Source organism: Amycolatopsis sp. cmx-8-4 (assembly GCF_046548675.1).
Taxonomy (GTDB): domain Bacteria; phylum Actinomycetota; class Actinomycetes; order Mycobacteriales; family Pseudonocardiaceae; genus Amycolatopsis.
This window is the reverse complement of the sequence record NZ_JAEBDZ010000001.1, coordinates 366,857-384,358: the sequence shown is the minus strand read 5'-3', so window position 1 is coordinate 384,358 and position 17,502 is coordinate 366,857. Positions and strand designations below refer to the sequence as shown.

Here is a 17,502-nt window from a genome sequence, read left to right as displayed (position 1 = left end):
GGTTGCTCCCGTGCACGTCATGGCTGCTCCACGAGCAGCCCACCGACGAACTTATGGCCGACAGGAGCGGGTCACAACTCGATGGCCGGCGTGCTCACCGTCTTCGACCGGCCGAGCGTGCGGACCAGGACCTGCACCATTCCGTGCGGCACACCGCAGACGGCGAACCGGCCTTCGGGGTCGGACGTCGTGGTCAGCGGGCCGCCGCTGGTGCGGACCTCGATCGGGTGCTCGGCCGGTGGGGTGAGCCAGCCGTCCAGGCGGATCGTGCCCGCCGGCTCGGGGCTGACGTTCACCATGATGGTCAGGCTTTCACTGTCGAACGTGATCAGCCTGCCCTGCTCGGCGGCGCTGCGGGCGGCGACGAGCCCCTCCTGTTCCCGGATCCGCATCACTTCCAGGTCGATGTCCTCCAGCTGGATCGCGAACCGGATCTGGTCCACCAGCGTGGCGGGCATCGGGTCGGCGTCTTCCCACAGCTCGCGCACCCCGGCCAGCAGCCGGAGGTCGAGCTCGTCCAAGGGCTCGTTCGCGCCTGCTGGTTCGACGGTGGTCACAGCCAATCTCCTTCGCCGTTGGCGAGTAGCTGCTCGCGCAGGCGCGCGAGACAACGTCCCCTGGTCGGGCCGATACTCCCCCTCGGCATGCCCAGCCGGACGCCGACTTCGGCGTAGTCCGGCCGGTGCACGAACGCGACGATCCGCAGCAGGCTGCGGCAGCGTTCGGGCAGCTGGTCGACCGCGCGCCACAACCGCGCGCGCTGGTCGTCGCGCAGCACCCCCTCCTCGGGTGCCGGTGATGCTTCGGCGAGCCGCTCCGGCAGTTCCGGCAGCGGCCGTTCGAGCCGGCGTTTTTCCCCGTTGCGCCAGGCTTCCCGCTTCGTGACGGTGATCAGCCAGCCGGTGAGCGCCACCGGCGAGCGGATCTCCGCGAACGAGCCGAGCAGGCGCAGCCACGCCGTCTGCACGACGTCCGACGCCTGATCGACGTCCAGGCCCTGATCCCGCGCCACCTGCCAGAGCAGCGGCGTGAGCAGGACGACGAGTTCGTCCAGCGCCGCGCGGTCCCCGTCCCGCGCGGCGCCGAACAGCGTGGCGACCCGTTCGTGGTCCGTCTTGGCCACGGTCACAGTGCGCCCAGCGCGGTCCAAGCCCGCTTGACGACGGTGTCGCGCTCGACCGTCGCGAGGTCGGCGCCCGCGGTCTTGAGCAGTGCCTTGCCGATCTCCGCGGCGGCGAGCGGCGCGGCGAACGACGTGCCGTCCCACACCGCGAAGCCGGCGCTGTAGTCGTCCGGGTCGAACGAGTTGCGGCCCTGGTCCGGCACTTCGTGGTCGGCCGACGCGGTGCCCCGGACGTCGTCCGGGTAGGTGCTGACGACACCCGCGCCGGTCGCCCAGCAACGGACCCACGGGCCCTCGTTGGAGAACAGCGCCTTGCTGGCGGTGCGGTCGGGGTTGAGCGCGCCGACGCTGATCACCGGCGGGCCGCCGTTCGGGCCCGGCGGCTGGTCGGCGAAGGCCGCCGGGTAGAAGCGGCGGGTGGTGGCGTCGTTGCCCGCCGCGGCGACGACGAGCACGCCGAGGTCGGTCAGCTCGGCGATCGCCGCGGCGAACTGGCCGGTGTAGGCGACGTCGACCGGGTTCTCCTCGTAGTAGCCCAGCGACAGCGAGACGATGTCGACCATGTCCTCGGGCCGGTTGTCCGCCTGCGCGCTCCGCACCCGGTCGGCCAGCAGGTGCAGCGCGAGCAGGACGTCACCTTCGTACGCGACGCCGTCGCTGTGCACGACGCGGATCGCGAGGGTGTCGGCTTCGGGGCAGGTCTGCCGGATGATGCCGGCGATGAACAGGCCGTGGCCGGTGTCTGTGTCGACGTCGCCGATCAGCGGCTGACCGGTCGTCGGCGCGTCCCAGTAGTCGCTGAGCAGCTGGGTCGGCACCGTGACGCCGGAGTCGGTCTCCGCCTGCAGGATCGCCGCCTGGATGTCCGGCGCGACGCGCAGCCCGCTGTCGGCGGGCGGCGGGCCGCTGCGGTCGGCCAGCCCGAACCACGGGTGCGGGCCGATGCCGGTGTCGAGCACCGCGACGACCGGACGCCGGTGCACGGGCTTGGCGCTGCGGTGGGGCGGGGCCGCCGACAGCGTCACCGGGATCCGGTTGGCGCCGCGCGTCCGGCCGTACGAGCTGCCGGCGCCGAACCCGCTGGTCTCCCACGGGGTTCCGCCGAGGCCGCTGGTCTCCCAGGGCACGCCGCCGAACACCGGCGTCGAGAACACCAGGTGCTCCACGGAAATCTTCGAAACGATCTCGGGGTCGATCTCCGGGTTCTCGCCCGCCGACGCGCCCCGCAGCAGCTGCACGGCCTTCCAGCAGTCGACGACGACCGGGTCGGAGTCCTCGCGCACGTGGAGCAGCGCCCGCACGGGCAGGTCTTCGAGCGCCCGGGCCCGGGCGCTCGCCTTGGTGTCGCCGCCGCGGTCGGCCGGCTCGGCGTAGATGCCGATGCGGGCGAGCACGCCGTTGACCGCGTCGAGGGTCCCCTGGTCGTGCAGGTAGCGGTTCGGCATGAGGAACACCCCCGGCCGGTACACGGTCGTGCGCGGCACCGGCCGGCCCGGCACCGCCGTCGACGTCGCCGGGTCGAGCACCCGCGCCCCGTGCCGGTCGAGCAGCTGCCTCGGCGGTGCCGGGAGCTCGTTGAGCGTGCCGGGATCCTCCTTCGGCGCTCCGGAGCCCTCGTCCCTCACGAACCTGACCACCATCGGGTCCACCCTCTCGTTCGCCCCCGCCATTGATCACGTGTGGTTACTCGGGAAAGACCGGGCAGCCGCACCCGGGATACGGCACGGACATCACGAATGCGTAACTACGACGGCAAACGGGTGACGACGTATCTGGCGTCGCCGACTCACCCACTTGGACCTCGGAAGTCACCGGTGGCGCACCCGCGCCGCCCGGCATTCGGGGAGATCGCCATGGCTCTGCTCCGGTCGAGCGTCCAGGACGCGGCCCAGCCCGCACGGGTCCGCGGGCTGGGCGGCGCCTTCACACCGGAACCCGCGACCGGGGGCGGGAGTTTCGCTGTCCCGCTCGACCTGCCGGCCGGCCCGGGCGGCATCGCGCCGGCACTGGCCCTGCGCTACGTCACCGGCGCGCCGAACGGCCCGTTCGGCGCGGGGTTCGCAGTGCCGCTGCCGAACGTCCGGCTGGACGACGGCCGCGCGCGGAGCCGGACGAACGGCCGGCTGGCCCGCCGCGGCGAGGGTTTCGTGCTCACCGCGCGGTCGGGCACCCGGCACTTCCTCGGCACCTCCGACGGCGGCCGGTCCGGCACCCACGCCTGGCACCTCGAGCGGACCGAGGACGCCTTGGGCAACACCACGGCCTTCGGCTGGGCGCACCACAGCGGGCAGGCGTACCTCGCGCGCATCTCCTACGGACCGTACGAAGTGGACTTCGCGTACGAGCCGCGGCCGGACGTCCTGCACGCCGACCACGCGACGACGGCGTTGCGCTGCTCCCGGATCGAGCTGCGGGTGCCGGCCGCCGCACGCCCGCTCGTCCGCCGCTGGACCCTCGGTTACGACGTCGACGACGGCGCTTCCGTGCTGACGTCCGTCGCGCTGACCGGCTTCGACGCGCGCGGCGCCGAAGCGGCCGCGCCGCTGCTGCGGCTCGCCTACGCCCGTGCGGAACCGCCGGCCGCACCACGGGTCCAGGTCCCGGCCCGCGCCCGCGCGAGCAGCGGCTCCGGGGTGCTGCTCCTCGACGCCGAGGACGAACCGCTGCCGTGGTACGCCCTCGAACCCGGCGACCTCGCGGGTGCCGGACGGCTGAGCGAGATCGACAACGGCATCGGCCTGCGCACCGCGATCGAGTACACGACGGTCGAGGCGGTCCCGGTGGTCTGGCGCGTCACGCACCGCGAGTCGGCGACCGGGCACGCGGGCGCAACCGAGTTCGAGTACCACGAACGGCGGTCCGGCGACGCCTTCACGGGCTTCGGCCGGGTCGTCCAGGACGACCTCGGCGACGAGCACGCGCCTACCCTGCGGACCGTGCGCTGGTTCGGCGACGACGGGCTCCTGCGGCAGGAGGAGACCTTCGGCCTCGACGACTCGCCGGACGCCGTCCGGCCGTACCGCCGGATCGAGCACAGTGGACGTCCACAGTGGACGAAATCGGTGACGACGGTGTTCGAGCGCCAGGAAAAACCGGTCTCGGTCACCACGACGGAGTCGGACCTGGACGCCGCCGGGAACCCGGTCCGGGTGGTGGAGACGACCGAACGGCCCGGCCACGAGCCCGCGGTGCGCGAGACGCGCACGACGTACGCGACCGATCCCGACCACCGCTTCGCCGCGCTGCCCGCCCGGGTCCGCGAGCTGGATGGCGCCGGGAAGGTGTTGTCGGACAGGCTGTTCCGCTACGACGAGTGTCCCGACGGGAGTGCGGGTTCGCAGGGGCTGCTCACCGCGCGGGAGGAGCTGGTGCTCCCCGACGCGCTCGTCGCCGACGTCTACGGCCCGATCCCGCCGGACCTCGGCCGCCACGGCTACCACCGCCGCGACGGCGAGCCGGGCTGGTGGACCACGACGTTCCACCGGCGGGTCGGCAGCGTCACCGGGCTGCGCACGACGACCACCGGACCGCGCGGCGACAGCCACGAGGTGCGGTATTCGGCGGACCGCTGCTTCCCCGAGGTGGCCACGGATCCGGTCGGGAACGTCACGGCGACGCGCTACGACGTCCGGACGGCACGGGTCTGCGAGGTGATCGACCCGGCGGGCGCGGTGACCACCGTGACGCACGATCCCTTGGGGCGCCCGGAAACCGTCGTGCGGCCGGGCGACTCGGCGGACCTGCCGACGCTGCGCCACCGCTACGACCACCACCACGGGCCGGCGCGGGTCACCACCGAGCAGCGCGCGGTGTCCGGCGAGGCGGAGGTGCTCGTGACGACGGAGGTGCGCGACGGCGCCGGGCGGCTGCTGCAGCGGCGGCACGCCGAGCTCCTCGGCGACGTCGTCGACGAGCACCACGAGTACTGCGCGCGGGGCCTGGTGTGCCGGACGTCGCGGGCGTTCCGGATCGGCGGCCGGCGCGCGCCGGCGACCGAGTACCGCTACGACGCGCTGGCCCGGCCGGTGCGGGTGACGGCCCCGGACGGCTCGGTCCGGACGTTCGAGCCCGCGTCGTCGGCTCCCGAAGCCGTCGAGCCGGTCCGCGACCTGCTCGGCCGGGTGCTGCGCGACACCGGCGGCGTCGTCCACGTGCGGGACGCGGCCGGGAACTCGGTCCAGGCGCGGACCACCGGCGGGCGCACGGTGTACCGCGTCCACGACGTGGCGGGCCGGGTGGCCGCGGTGCGGGTCGACGACCCGGCCGGGCCGCCGGTCACCACGTTCACCTACCACGACGGCGGGCTCCCGGTGCCGCTCGAAGCGGGCCCGCACAGCTGCGGGCGGCTGGTGCGCGTCACCGACGAATCGGGCGTCACGCTGCTCGGTTACGACGCGCTCGGGCACGCCGTCACGAAGCGGTGGCGCCCGGCGCACGTGGCCGTCGAGTACCGGCTCGACATCGTCCGCCGCGCCGACGGGCGGCTGTCGCAGGTGACCTACCCCGACGCCGGGGACGGCCGGCTGACCGTGCGGTACCAGTACGACGACGTGAGCAGGCTGGTGAGCGTGCCGGGCTTCGTCGACACCGTCCAGTACGACGTGCGCGGCCGGCGCACCGCGGTCCACTACGCGAACGGCGTCAGCGAGCACTTCGGCAACGGCCTGCACGTGGTCCGCGGCCCGGGCGGCCTGCTGCGCGAGATCCCGCCGCCGACGCCGGTCGAAGGCCTGGACCAGCCCGCCGGCATCGAGATCCGCGACGCGTTCGGCCGGCTGCGCGGGGTGCACGGCGACGACGGCGTCAACGAGCTGTACGGCTACGACCACGCCGGCCGGCAGGTCCGCACGCTGGTCACCCACGGCACCGACATCCACGAGACGCTGACCCCGGACGAGCTGTACGCGATCGAGGACGGCGAGCTGGTGGTCGTGGTCGCCGGGGCGGTCCGGCGGCACGCCGACGGGGCCCGGCGGTACCTGCACTTCGACGACCGGGACCGGATCGCGCTGGTCACGGACGAGAAGGGCGCGGTGGTGGACCTCGCGTGGTGACCGCCGCGGTCACTTGCGGTGCTTGCCCCCCTGCCGGTCACCGCCGGAGTTCTCGGTGCCCGAAGTGGTGTTGGCGTCACCGCTGTCTTTTTTCTCGTGCTTCCCCACGTCGACCCCTCCCCTTGCGCCGATACGCCTTATGGTAGCACCAGGTAGCGGACCAACTCCACAGCGTGCGCGCTCAGTCGAGCACCGCCAGGTCCAGCCGGTCGAGCCGGGCCGGGTCGGCGAGGATGTCGATCGCCACGATACGGCCGCCCGCGACCGTGAAGCCGAGCACCGAGAACGGCCGGCCCTCACGGGTCGCCACCACGCCGGCCGCGCCGTTGACCAGGGCGCGCCGGACCGTGCCGCCGCCCGCGCCGAGGCGGGAGAACGTCAGGGCCTGGTCGGCGACCGCCGCCGCGCCGGTGACCTCGATCGGGCCACCCCGCTCCGCGCCGCGGTCCGCGCGCAGGACGACGGCCGGGTCGAGCACCGAGACGAGCGCCTCGAAGTCGCCACCGCGGGCGGCGGCGAGGAACGCGTCGACGACCGCGCGCTGCCGGGCGACGTCCGGGTCCGGCGCCACCGGCGCGCCCTGCACCCGCCGGCGCGCGCGGCTCGCGAGCTGGCGGGTCGCGGTCTCGGAGCGCCCGACGATCGGCGCGATCTCCTCGAACGGCATGGCGAACATGTCGCGCAGCACGAACGCCAGCCGCTCGCCCGGGGTGAGCGTGTCGAGCACGACCAGCAGCGCGAGGCCGACGGAATCGGCCAGCAGCGCCGACTCCTCGGGGCCGTCGTCCTCGCGGGTGATGATCGGGTCCGGCACGAACTCCTCGCGCCGGGCCTTGCGCGAGCGCAGCATGTCGAGGCAGACGCGCCCGACGACGGTGGTGAGCCAGCCGGCCAGGTTCTCGACGTCGGAGGTGTCACTCCGGCTGAGCCGCAGCCACGACTCCTGCACGGCGTCGTCGGCCTCGCTCAACGAGCCCAGCATCCGGTAGGCGACGGCCCGCAGGTGCTCGCGGTGCGTCTCGAAGCGGTGCGCCAGCCAGTCGGCGTCGTTCACGGTTCTCGTCCTTCGCTCAGGTGCCCTCACCACCTTGACGGATCCCGTGCGCGAGATGTGACCGCTCAGTGCGTGAGTTCCCGCAGCACCCGCGCCGGATCGACGTCCACCGCGCGGCACGTGCCCGGGTGCTCGCTCGGCGCGCTCCACGCGGCCGACACCCACAGGTCGGCGTAGTCGCCGCGGTCGACGGCCGGGAGCTGCCAGGTGAGCCGCGCGCCTTCCCGCTCGACGGTGTCCTCGGTGAGCGACCCGGCCCAGTACGGCGGCACGTGCTGCCCGGCCCGCGCGCACTCGCGCAGCACCTCGACGCCGGGGCCGCCCACGGTGACCACGGCGTCGGCGTTCTCGGCCGTGAAACCGGCATCGGCCGGACTCACGTCTTCGGCGCCGACCAGCTCGGCCTGGACAGCGAACTCGCTCAGCGATTCCCGCGCCAGCACGCGGAAGATGGTGGTCTGCCGGGTGACGGCTGGGTAGCCGTCGGGCAGGTGCGGCGCGCTCGGCCCGGACAGCACGTCGAGCCGCACGGACCGGTGCCGCCACCGGCACAGCCACGCGCCGGAGTCCAGACCCCAGGTCAGCTCCGGCCGCGCCGGCACGTCCCACCCGTCGACGCGCACGGCGAACCGCACGGCACCCAGCGGCGTTTCGATGCCCAGCGTCCGCGGCCGTGCCGTCGACAGCACGTCGGTGTCCAGCATGCAGTCATCCTCACCCCACCCCGGGATCCGCGAAAACGCGCGGCACGAACGTCACCCGTCCGTGCAAGATCGGCCGCGAAGAGTCCGCTGTGGACGAACCGGCCAAATCGTCCACAGCGGACTCGTCGGTGGGAGATGCGTCAGAAGCCGCCGGTGCCGTTCGGCGTGCCCAGGCCGGTCGGGCCGTCGTAGCCGGCGCCCGCCGTGCAGAGGTACGTGCCGCCGCAGCTTCCGTTGTTACCCGACGTCACGTCGTTCAGGCTGCCGGTGTGGGCGTACGGGTACGACCCCGACGTCACCGCGGTGCCCGCCAGCGCGTACACGCTCGCGATCACCGGCGACGACAGGCTCGTGCCGCCGACCTGGACCCAGCCGTCGGCCCCCTGGGCGAGGCCCAACGCCAGCAGCAGGTCGCAGAACGACGAGCTGCCGCAACTGTTGTACGTGTCGTAGACGCCGAGCCCGGTGGCCGGGTCCGCGACCGCCGAGACGTCGGCGACGGTCCGCTTCGCACACGCCGTGTCGTGCTGCCACGCCGGCTTGGCCTCCAGCGCCGAACACCCGCTGCCGCTGCCCGACCACGTCGTCTCCGACCAGCCGCGCGTGGTGCCCGCGGCCTTCTTCAGCGTCGTGCCGCCGACCGCCGTGACGTACGGCGAGGACGCCGGCCAGCTCACGCCGTAACCGGAGTCGCCCGACGACGCCGTCACCGCGATGCCCGGGTGGTTCAGGTGCGCGTCGGCGGCGAGGATCGTCGAGTCCTCGGTGCCGCCGTAGCTGTTGGAGATGGCCACCACGCCCGGCGTCGCCGCGGCCGTGTCGACCGCCGTCATCAGCGGGTCGGTGTCCGCGGAGCTGGCTTCCACCAACAGGATGTGGCAGTCCGGGCAGGTCGCGGACACGGCGTCGAGGTCGAGGCTGATCTCCTCGGCCCAGCCGTAGTCGCCCGCCGGCAACGGGCTCGCGGCACCGTTCTGGTTGACCTTCTTGAAGCAGCCGTTGGCCGTCGTGCACGGCGAAAGTCCGCGCGCCGCACGGAACTTCGCCAGGTCGGCCTCCGCGGTCGGCGCGTCCATGGCGTCCACAATGGCCACTGTGCGGCCGTTCGCGTGCAGGCCGCCGAGGTTGTACGCGGCCTGGATCTCGGCCGGGCCGTAGCCGACCGGCGTCGACGTCAGCAGCGGGCCGGCGCCCTTCGGCGACCGGATGGCCTTACCGAGGCAGTGCATCTTTCCGGGCATCTTCCCGGACGTGGCACAACCGAAGCTGATCACGCCGCCGCTCGGCAACGGCGCGGCGTCGGCGGGGACGGCGGGGACGGCGGCGACCACGGGCGCCGCGACGAGAGCGAAGGCCACGAGGGCTCGGACGAGGGTTCTGCCACGCGATGATTCAGCCATACCTACTCCTCGGTAGGGGACCACGGTGTGGCACCGGATCGTCGCATGTCACACGTTCAGGGTCACTCGACCGATGGAGGTTTCTCGGTTCAGTCATTCGCCCACTACCGCGCAAATCGGGTCATCGATCACAGAACGCCTCACCCACCTGGATGATTGGTCCAGACAAGTGTTACCGATTCGTAATCGAAGCACCGCTGAGCGGGAGCTACTTTGTTGTGACTCGCAACAAATGCTCGTGGATCCCCAACGGCGGAGGTGTCACGGCGTGGCCCGGACCTTTGAAAAGATTCGACGACGCCGGCGTGGCGCCGTCGCGACGCTCGCCCTCACGGCGTCGACCCTGTTGCTCGGCGCCGGGGTGAACGCCCCGGCCGCACTGGCCGCGGACGACTACACGCAGAGCGTCACGCAGCTCAGCTCGACGCAGCTGCAGCTCAACTTCACCCCGACGACCCCCGCGGTGTACGTGGACGTCCACTACACCGGCGTGCCGGGCGTCGGGCAGCAGAACGTCCGGATGACCAACGCCTCCGGCACGTGGCACTCGACCGTCAACGGTCTGAGCAGCGGAAACACGCTCGACTACTGGTTCACCTACGAGAAGAGCGGGCCGCAGTACGACACCCCGCACTTCACCTTCACCGTGGGTGGCGGCGGCACGACGACCGTCGCGGCGCCGACGTTCAGCCCGCCCGGCGGGACGTACTCGGCGGCCCAGACCGTGACGATCAGCAGCGCCACCTCCGGTGCGACCATCCGGTACACAGTGGACGGTTCGACGCCCACCGCGTCGTCGCCGCAGTACACGGCGCCGATCAGCGTCCCGGGCTCGCGGACGGTCAACGCGATCGCGCTCAAGTCCGGTTCGACGACGTCGGCGGTGTCGAGCGCGACCTACACGATCGGCACCCAGGCGGGCTGCCCGACGCAGTCGGACACCCCGAACTTCGGGTCGAACGTGCGGATCTTCGACCCGAGCATGTCCGCGGCGACGATCCAGGCGCAGCTGGACACCGACTTCAACAACCAGAAGGACACGCTCACCGCGCAGTTCGCGGACCGGCGCGTCGCCCACCTGTTCAAGCCGGGCACCTACAACAACGTGCACGACAACGTCGGCTTCTACACCTCGGTGGCCGGCCTCGGCCAGAACCCCGGCGACGTCCTGATCAACGGCGACGTCACGGTGGACGCGTTCAACGCCTCCGACAACGGCGTCGCGCTGCAGAACTTCTGGCGCTCGGCCGAGAACATGGCGGTCAACCCCTCCGGTGGCCAGGAGCGCTGGGCGGTCGCGCAGGCCGCGCCGTTCCGCCGGATGGACGTCCGCGGCGGGCTGCAGCTGTACCCGGCGAGCTACGGCTACGCGAGCGGCGGCTACATCGCCGACACGAAGGTGGCCGGCCAGGCCGCGTCGATCTCGCAGCAGCAGTGGTACACCCGCGACTCGCAGCTCGGCAGCTGGAACGGCGGCGTCTGGAACATGGTCTTCTCCGGCACCAGCGGCGCGCCGGCGACCACGTTCCCGAACCCGCCGGAGACGACGCTGGCGACCACCCCGGTCTCCCGCGACGTGCCGTACCTCTACGTCGACGGCACCGGCAAGTACCGCGTGTTCCTGCCTTCGCTGCGCACCAACGCGTCCGGCCCGAGCTGGGCGAACGGCAGCACCCCGGGCACGTCGGCGCCGATGAGCCAGTTCTACGTCGTCAAGGCCGGCGACACGGCCTCGTCGATCAACAACGCGCTCGCGGCGGGCTGCAACCTGTTCTTCACGCCGGGCGTCTACCACCTCAACCAGACGCTCAACGTGACCAAGGCCGGCACGACGATCCTCGGCATCGGCTACCCGACGCTGGTGCCGGACAACGGCGTCAACGCGATGCAGGTGTCCGATGTGGACGGCGTGCGGCTCAAGGGCCTGCTGTTCGACGCCGGCACGACGAACTCGCAGGCGCTGCTCACGGTCGGCCAGTCCGGCTCGACGGCGTCCCACGCGGCGAACCCGACGACGGTCCAGGACGTGTTCTTCCGGATCGGCGGCGCGATCGCCGGCAAGGCGACCAACAGCCTGATCGTCAACAGCGCCAACACGATCATCGACCACATCTGGGCCTGGCGCGCCGACCACGGCAACGCGGGCACGGTCGGCTGGAACACGAACACGGCCGAGACGGGCTTGGTGGTGAACGGCGCGAACGTGCTGGCGACCGGCCTGTTCGTCGAGCACTACCAGAAGTACCAGGTGATCTGGAACGGCCAGGGCGGGAAGACGATCTTCTTCCAGAACGAGATGCCCTACGACGTGCCGAACCAGGCGTCGTGGAACGCGCCATCGGGTGTGGCGGGGTACGCCGCGTACAAGGTCGCGGCGGGGGTGACGTCCCATGAGGCCTGGGGTCTCGGGAGTTACTGCTTCTTCGACACGAACCCGGCGGTGTCCAGCTACCACGCGTTCGAGGTGCCGAACAACAGCGGCGTGAAGTTCCACAGCCTGCTGACGGTGTCGCTCAACTACCGCGGCACGATCACGCACGTCATCAACGACACGGGCGGTGTCACGCCTACGGGCACGGTGCCGGTCAACGTGGTGAGCTACCCGTAAACCGGGTAACGCAATGAAGGCCGCCTCACCGGACCCGACCCCGGTGGGGCGGCCTTCGTCGTCAGCGCACCGGCCACCACGCTGACCGGACCGGCCAACACAACGTCCGCAATGGCCAACACGCCGATGACCGAGCCTCCACCGGGCGTGTTGGCCGCTCCGGGCGCCATGTTGGCTGTTCCGGGCGCCATGTTGGCCACTCCGGGCAGAGTGTTGGCCACTCCGGGCGGCAAACAGGCCTCGGAGTCGGCTCCGGTCGGCTTTGCCAGACCCCGGGAGCAGGTCCGGCGACGGCGGCCTTCGTCGTCAGCGCTTGGGGTGCAGCGTGTCGTATTCGTGGGCCGCTTCGCGCTGGGTGCGCGTGGGAAGTGAGTGCTCGTCGTCTTCGGCGTCGAGATCGTTGAGGCCGAGCTGGACGGCCTGGCGGATCTGCTCGCGGTTGTCGCGGACGACCGTGGAGAAGAAGTCGTCGATCCGCGGGTCGAGCAGGACCTCCAGCAGCACGCGGAAGGACGTGTCGACGACCGTGCGCACGATCTCGTCGTGGAACGGCAGCCGCTTGAGCTTGCCCAGCTGCGGATCAGCGGCGATCTTCTCGGCGATGATCGTGCGCAGCTCGTCCTTGTTGGCGCCGAGCGACTTCGCGAGGTTCTCGGGGTAGTTGCCCGTCTCGAGGACCTTGACGACCTCGTCGAGCACGGCGATGGTCACCGGCTTCTTGATGGCCTTGACGATCGGCTCGGACAGTTTGTCGACAAGCCGATAAGTGAACTGCTCCCCGACGGCCCGGTCCGCGGCCCGCCCGATCCGGATCAGCAGCAGCACGACGCCGATGAACCTGTGCCCGGCGATGAAGGGGTGCGCGACGGGGATCATGGCGAACAGCTCGTACCAGTTGCGCACCAGGAACTTCTTGGCCCACTTGCGTTTGCGCCACCGCCACAGGAACTCGCCGAGGAAGATCGCGCAGATCCCGCAGTCGATGTAGAAGAGCACCAGGCCGACGTCCCGCGCGGGCGGACTGAGGAGCGTGAACCCCAGCAACCCGACCGAACCGGCGGCCAGGATGAGCATGATCCAGTCGTCGGCGCGCACGTTCCCGGGCAGAATCCCGCTGTTGAGCTCCGGCTCGCGGGCTTCGCGAAGGGTGGCCATGCCCGATGATGGCACGGACGGCGCTCCCGAGCCGGTCAGCAGCGCCGCCGGTAGTAGCTCCACGTCACCGCGGCCAGCAGCGGCGCCCACAGCAGTACCGGCAGGTAACACGCCACGAGCAGGACGTGCCCGGCCGGGTGGGAGAACGCGACGAGCCCGAAGTCCGGAAAGTCCCGGAAAGCGAAGCCCCAGATCACCGCGAGCGCGACGGCCCCGGCCGCCGCCGGCCCGATCGCGGCCCACGGCACCACGCGACGCCCACCCAGCAGCGGCACCCACCGCGGCACCCGCTCACCCCACGGCCGCACGAGCCCGAGGGTCAGCAGCGCGAGCGCCTCGGAAACCACACTGAGCCCGACGATGTAGGCCGCGTCCCCGCCGACATCGGCGTCCCCGACCCGAAGCCCGAGCGGCAGCCCGGCGACCAAGGCGATCCGCCACAGCCCGGACGGCAGCGTCACCACAGGCACCAGGTGCGCGGCGACCACGGCCCAGCGAGGAGGCGTTGTTGTCATGCGTCCGATCTTCGACGCGCGACCGGCGCGAGAACTCCCTCCCAGGGTTGAACCGGCCGGGACCCGCGAGGGAGCGCTCAGGTCCGGCGCTGCCGGCCCGTCCGGAACGCGACCAGCGCTGTGCACGCCGCCGCCGTCAGCAGGAGCGCACCCGCCGAAGCCAGCCACCACGGCCAGTCGTGGGTCCACAGGCTGTCCTGCGGCACGGCCGGTCCGGTCAGCTTGAGGTCCACGGTGGACGCTCCGGCCGCGTATCCCCACCGCGCCGGCGCCAGCCACGACAGCTCGGCCAGCACCGGCCGGCCGGTCACCGGGATCATCCCGCCGCACAGCACCAGCTGGGCCATCACCGTCACGACGAGCACCGGTGTCGTCTGCTCGATCGAGCGCACCAGCGCCGATCCCAGCAGGCTGAACAGGCACGACGCCAGCGTGGTCAGCCAGACGGCGGCCACGAGCTCGACCACCGGCCGGGGCAGCAGCACCGCGGCGACCGGCCCCGGCTTGACCGTGGTCACGACCCCGACGAGCAGCACCGACTGGACGGCGGACACGAGTGCGAAAACGCCCGCCTTCGCGAGCGCGTAGGACCCCGGCCGCAGCCCGACCGCGCGTTCCCGCAGGAAGATCGCGCGTTCGGCGACGGCTTCCCGCGCCGACGCGGCCGCGCCCATGAACGCCGCGCCGACGAACACCAGCACGAGCATCTGCGCCGCTTCCGTCGGGTGGTCCGGCACGGACCGCCGCAGCCCCTCGTGCCCGGGCACGGCCAGCGCGAGCACCGCGAGGACGACCGGGACGAGCAGCAGGAACAAGGCGTAGCCGCGGTCCGCGAGGATGAGGCGCAGGTGCCGGGAGACCAGCGTGCGGACCTGGTGCCACAGCCCGGCGTTGACCGGCGGCGGGTCCGCGGCCGGCTCCGGCGCGGCCGCCGGAGCGATCGGCGACGGCTGGTGCGGCGGGGCCGCACCCGAGACCACCCGGTCGAAGATCTCCGCCCAGTCCGCCGTGCCGAACCGGGCCCGCAGCTCCGCGGGCCGGCCGCTGAACACCGGGACGCCGCCGGGCGCCAGCAGCAGCACGAGGTCGCAGTCCTCGAGGTTGGTGACGTTGTGCGTGACGACGATGACCGTCCGGCCCGCGTCGGCGAGTTCGCGCAGCCGTCCCATGATCTGCTTGTCCAGCGCGGGATCCAGGCCGGAGGTCGGCTCGTCGAGCATCAGCAGCGACGGCGCGGTCAGCAGTTCCAGCGCGATCGAGACGCGCTTGCGCTGCCCGCCCGACAGCCGGTGGATGGGCGTCCGCGCGTGCTCGGTGAGCCCGACCTCCGACAGGGTCTCCGCCACCCGCTGCCGGAGCGCGGCCGCGCCGGTGTCCTCGGGCAGGCGCAGCCGCGCCGCGTAGGTCAGCGCACTGCGTGCGGTCAGTCGCGTGTGGACGACGTCGTCCTGCGGCACGACCCCGACGCGCCGGGCGACCGCCGAGCGCTGGCGGTGCATGTCGTAGCCGTCGTAGGTGATCCGGCCGCTGGTCGGCGCGACCTCCCCGGACAGGACGTTCAGCAACGTCGACTTGCCCGCGCCCGACGGGCCGACCACGGCGACCAGCTGCCCGGGGCGCAGGTCGAGGGAGATCCCCGACAGCAGGGACCGGCCGCCGACCGCGAACCCGGCGTCGTCGGCGACCAGCCGGGTCCGCTCCCCGCCCGTCGTGACCAGGTTGTCCCCGTCGACGCGCAGATCCGTGGCCCCGATGGTGATCCGGTCGCCGTCGGCCAGCGGCGCGCGGCCGGCGACCGGGAGGCCGTTGACCAGTGTCGGGTTGCGGCTACCGAGGTCGGTCAGCCGCCACGCCCCGCCGACGCGCTCCAGCCGGGCGTGCCGGCGGGAGACCTGCAGATCACCCAGCACGATGTCATTGTCGGACGCCCGGCCGATGGTGATCCGGACCCGGTTGCCGATCCACACGCCGGTCAGCCGGTCGTGGTCGGCGTGGAGGTCGGCACCTCACCGGGCAACCCGAGCAGCTCCGCGGTGCCGAGCACGAGGTAGTTGGTCGTGCAGCACTCAGCACCGGACACCGCTTCGTACTGGATCCGCAGCCGGAGGACTCCGCTGATGTCCAGGTCGATCGGTACCGGCGCACCGAAGGTGACGGGCTTGTTGAAGATCTCCCGGCCGTCCGCGAAGACCTCCAGCTGCATTTTCAGCGAGGAGTCACCAGCGTTGTCATCGATGCCCGCCGTCGCGGTGAATCGCCGGAATCCTTTGGAGATGTTGTACTCCACGGTTTCCGTCCGCGTGCCCGATCTCACGTCGCTGCCGAGCGCGTGCAGGTAGTTCTTGCCCGCGATATCGGTGTTGGTGACATTGCCCGACCACGAACCGCTCGCCGGGTGCACGGAGTCGAGGTAGACGAGTTCGGCCTGGCGGGCCACCGTGAGGGTCACCGTGTCGCCCATCGCGCCGCCGGGCTGCGGGTCCTGCGCGATCACCGTGCCGTCGTCGGCCGTGGCGTCGATCTTGTCCACTGTGGTCACCTGCACGCCAGGCAGTGCGTCCTGGGCCGCGGCGAGCTTCTTGCCCACCACGTTGGGCACGATCGTGGGCTTCGCCGTGGTCGTCGCCGACGGCGGGTCGGTGGTCGGCGCCGGACCGCTGTCCGGCGCGGATGTCGTCGGCGCGACGGAGTTCCCGGTCGCCGCGGGGGTGCTCTGCGGTGACCGCAGGGCGAACCAGCCGCCGCCGAGCAGGACAGCGAAGACGACGAGCAGGGTCAGCACGATCCGGCCGCGCCGGGACTTGCGGGGGCGCACGTTCCCTCCGGTGGGTATCGGTGGTGCGGTGGTGGTCGCCACCGGCCGGCGCGGCGGCGGCGCGGGGGTGCCGAACACGGTCTCCGTGCCGAGGCCCGTTTCGTTCAGCGGCACGGGTTTCGGCGGCGTGGTCAGCGGGAGCACGAGCGGCTGGCTCATCAGTTCCAGGACCAGCGCGTCGAGGATGGTGGCGACCTGCTGAGCCGATTCGGGCCGGTCTGCCGGCCGCTTGGCCATCAGCCAGCAGAGCACGTCCCACAGCTGGTCGGGGATCCCGGCCGGGCGGCCGGGCATCGCGCTCTCGTGCAGCCGGATCACGGCGAACGTCGACTGCCCGGCGAACGGCGTGACGCCGCAGCACAGTTCGTACAGCAGGATGCCGAGTGAGTACAGGTCCGACGCCGGAGTGGCTTCGAGGCCCTTGCCCAGTTCCGGGGCGAGGTACTGCGGCGTCCCGACCAGCAGCGAGCGGCGGCCGAGGTCGGTGGCGGTCGCCAGCCGGGAGATGCCGAAGTCCGTCAGGCGCGGCACGGTCCCGTCCATCAGGACGTTCTCCGGCTTGACGTCGCGGTGCACCACCCCGGCCTGGTGCACGGCCGCGAGCGCGGCCGCCACGCCGGCGCCGATGCGGGCGACTTCGGCCGGCAGCAACGTCTTTTCGGCGGTCAGGCGGGCCCGCAGGTCTCCGCCGCCGATCAGGTCCATGACGATCGCCACGGTCTCGCCTTCGACGACGAGGTCGTGCACCCCCACCAGGTTCGGGTGCCGCAGGCCGGTCAGGATGGACCGTTCCTGCAGGAACCGCGCGACCAGTTCGGGGTCCTCGACGAGCTCGTCCCGGAGAACCTTGAAGGCGTAGGTCTTTCCCTGCTCGTCGGAACCGGCGAAGACCCGCCCCATCGCACCCGCGCCCAGCTGGTCCCCCAGCCGGTACCGGCTCCCCAACGGCTTTTCCATGCGAAGACCTCCGCGCTGCATTTCGATTACCGACGCCCAGGGAAATCAACCCGATGACCCCTTTTGTTACGCATTAGGGCACCACCGATGTGAACCGTGATATTCCCCCGGAGAAAG

The 17,502-nt window shown here is 72.0% G+C and carries 12 protein-coding genes; 2 read left to right on the top strand and 10 right to left on the bottom strand.

The features are described 5' to 3' along the window. Window positions 1-71: 71 nt before the first annotated feature. The 3 genes from ACLJQZ_RS01895 to ACLJQZ_RS01885 are packed head-to-tail and all read right to left on the bottom strand — an operon-like array spanning window position 72 to window position 2,763. Entirely contained in the window at window positions 72-557 is a 486-nt protein-coding gene (locus ACLJQZ_RS01895; protein ID WP_410618228.1) for a hypothetical protein, read from the bottom strand. Next, the gene (locus ACLJQZ_RS01890; RefSeq protein WP_410618227.1) at window positions 554-1,129 is read right to left on the bottom strand and encodes an RNA polymerase sigma factor; all 576 of its coding nucleotides are present in this window, start codon (window positions 1,127-1,129) and stop codon (window positions 554-556) included. The genes ACLJQZ_RS01895 and ACLJQZ_RS01890 overlap by 4 nt, the downstream gene beginning before the upstream one ends. After that, window positions 1,126-2,763 (bottom strand): S8 family peptidase, encoded by a 1,638-nt coding sequence (locus ACLJQZ_RS01885; protein WP_410618226.1) that lies wholly within the window; start codon window positions 2,761-2,763, stop codon window positions 1,126-1,128. The genes ACLJQZ_RS01890 and ACLJQZ_RS01885 overlap by 4 nt, the downstream gene beginning before the upstream one ends. 213 nt (window positions 2,764-2,976) lie before the next feature. Here ACLJQZ_RS01885 and ACLJQZ_RS01880 point away from each other — a divergent pair, with 213 nt between their 5' ends. Continuing rightward, window positions 2,977-6,177, top strand: a complete 3,201-nt coding sequence (locus tag ACLJQZ_RS01880) for an RHS repeat domain-containing protein (protein WP_410618225.1) — start codon at window positions 2,977-2,979, stop codon at window positions 6,175-6,177. A gap of 181 nt (window positions 6,178-6,358) precedes the next feature. Here the strand turns inward: ACLJQZ_RS01880 and ACLJQZ_RS01875 are convergent, their stop codons facing one another. The 3 genes from ACLJQZ_RS01875 to ACLJQZ_RS01865 all read right to left on the bottom strand — a co-directional run bounded on the left by ACLJQZ_RS01875 (window position 6,359) and on the right by ACLJQZ_RS01865 (window position 9,335). Then, on the bottom strand, window positions 6,359-7,231 hold the full coding sequence (locus tag ACLJQZ_RS01875) for a sigma-70 family RNA polymerase sigma factor (RefSeq protein WP_410618224.1): 873 nt from the start codon (window positions 7,229-7,231) through the stop codon (window positions 6,359-6,361). 65 nt (window positions 7,232-7,296) lie between these two features. Next, a complete protein-coding gene (locus ACLJQZ_RS01870) occupies window positions 7,297-7,935 on the bottom strand; it encodes a hypothetical protein (RefSeq protein ID WP_410618223.1) in 639 nt (212 codons plus the stop codon). A gap of 140 nt (window positions 7,936-8,075) precedes the next feature. After that, entirely contained in the window at window positions 8,076-9,335 is a 1,260-nt protein-coding gene (locus ACLJQZ_RS01865) for a peptidase S8 (RefSeq protein ID WP_410618222.1), read from the bottom strand. A gap of 268 nt (window positions 9,336-9,603) precedes the next feature. Between ACLJQZ_RS01865 and ACLJQZ_RS01860 the strand changes: the two genes are divergently transcribed. Continuing rightward, the gene (locus ACLJQZ_RS01860; RefSeq protein ID WP_410618221.1) at window positions 9,604-11,943 is read left to right on the top strand and encodes a chitobiase/beta-hexosaminidase C-terminal domain-containing protein; all 2,340 of its coding nucleotides are present in this window, start codon (window positions 9,604-9,606) and stop codon (window positions 11,941-11,943) included. A gap of 306 nt (window positions 11,944-12,249) precedes the next feature. Here ACLJQZ_RS01860 and ACLJQZ_RS01855 read toward each other — a convergent pair whose 3' ends face one another. From ACLJQZ_RS01855 to ACLJQZ_RS01840, 4 genes are all read right to left on the bottom strand, one after another. Next, on the bottom strand, window positions 12,250-13,098 hold the full coding sequence (locus tag ACLJQZ_RS01855) for an ion transporter (protein ID WP_326944821.1): 849 nt from the start codon (window positions 13,096-13,098) through the stop codon (window positions 12,250-12,252). Between the two features lie 35 nt (window positions 13,099-13,133). Continuing rightward, window positions 13,134-13,613, bottom strand: coding sequence for a hypothetical protein (locus ACLJQZ_RS01850; RefSeq protein WP_410618220.1), 480 nt, complete (start codon window positions 13,611-13,613; stop codon window positions 13,134-13,136). A gap of 77 nt (window positions 13,614-13,690) precedes the next feature. Continuing rightward, window positions 13,691-15,580 (bottom strand): ATP-binding cassette domain-containing protein, encoded by a 1,890-nt coding sequence (locus tag ACLJQZ_RS01845; RefSeq protein ID WP_410618219.1) that lies wholly within the window; start codon window positions 15,578-15,580, stop codon window positions 13,691-13,693. Window positions 15,581-15,585: 5 nt separating this feature from the next. After that, a complete protein-coding gene (locus tag ACLJQZ_RS01840; protein ID WP_410618218.1) occupies window positions 15,586-17,385 on the bottom strand; it encodes a protein kinase domain-containing protein in 1,800 nt (599 codons plus the stop codon). Between the last annotated feature and the right edge of the window lie 117 nt (window positions 17,386-17,502).

Excerpts from the sequence above, each read along its gene's own strand:
- ACLJQZ_RS01850 (WP_410618220.1), bottom strand. The coding sequence starts at position 13,613 with ATGACAACAACGCCTCCTCGCTGGGCCGTGGTCGCCGCGCACCTGGTG.
- ACLJQZ_RS01855 (WP_326944821.1), bottom strand. The coding sequence starts at position 13,098 with ATGGCCACCCTTCGCGAAGCCCGCGAGCCGGAGCTCAACAGCGGGATT.
- ACLJQZ_RS01870 (WP_410618223.1), bottom strand. The coding sequence starts at position 7,935 with ATGCTGGACACCGACGTGCTGTCGACGGCACGGCCGCGGACGCTGGGC.
- ACLJQZ_RS01840 (WP_410618218.1), bottom strand. The coding sequence starts at position 17,385 with ATGGAAAAGCCGTTGGGGAGCCGGTACCGGCTGGGGGACCAGCTGGGC.
- ACLJQZ_RS01885 (WP_410618226.1), bottom strand. The coding sequence starts at position 2,763 with ATGGTGGTCAGGTTCGTGAGGGACGAGGGCTCCGGAGCGCCGAAGGAG.
- ACLJQZ_RS01880 (WP_410618225.1), top strand. The coding sequence starts at position 2,977 with ATGGCTCTGCTCCGGTCGAGCGTCCAGGACGCGGCCCAGCCCGCACGG.
- ACLJQZ_RS01865 (WP_410618222.1), bottom strand. The coding sequence starts at position 9,335 with ATGGCTGAATCATCGCGTGGCAGAACCCTCGTCCGAGCCCTCGTGGCC.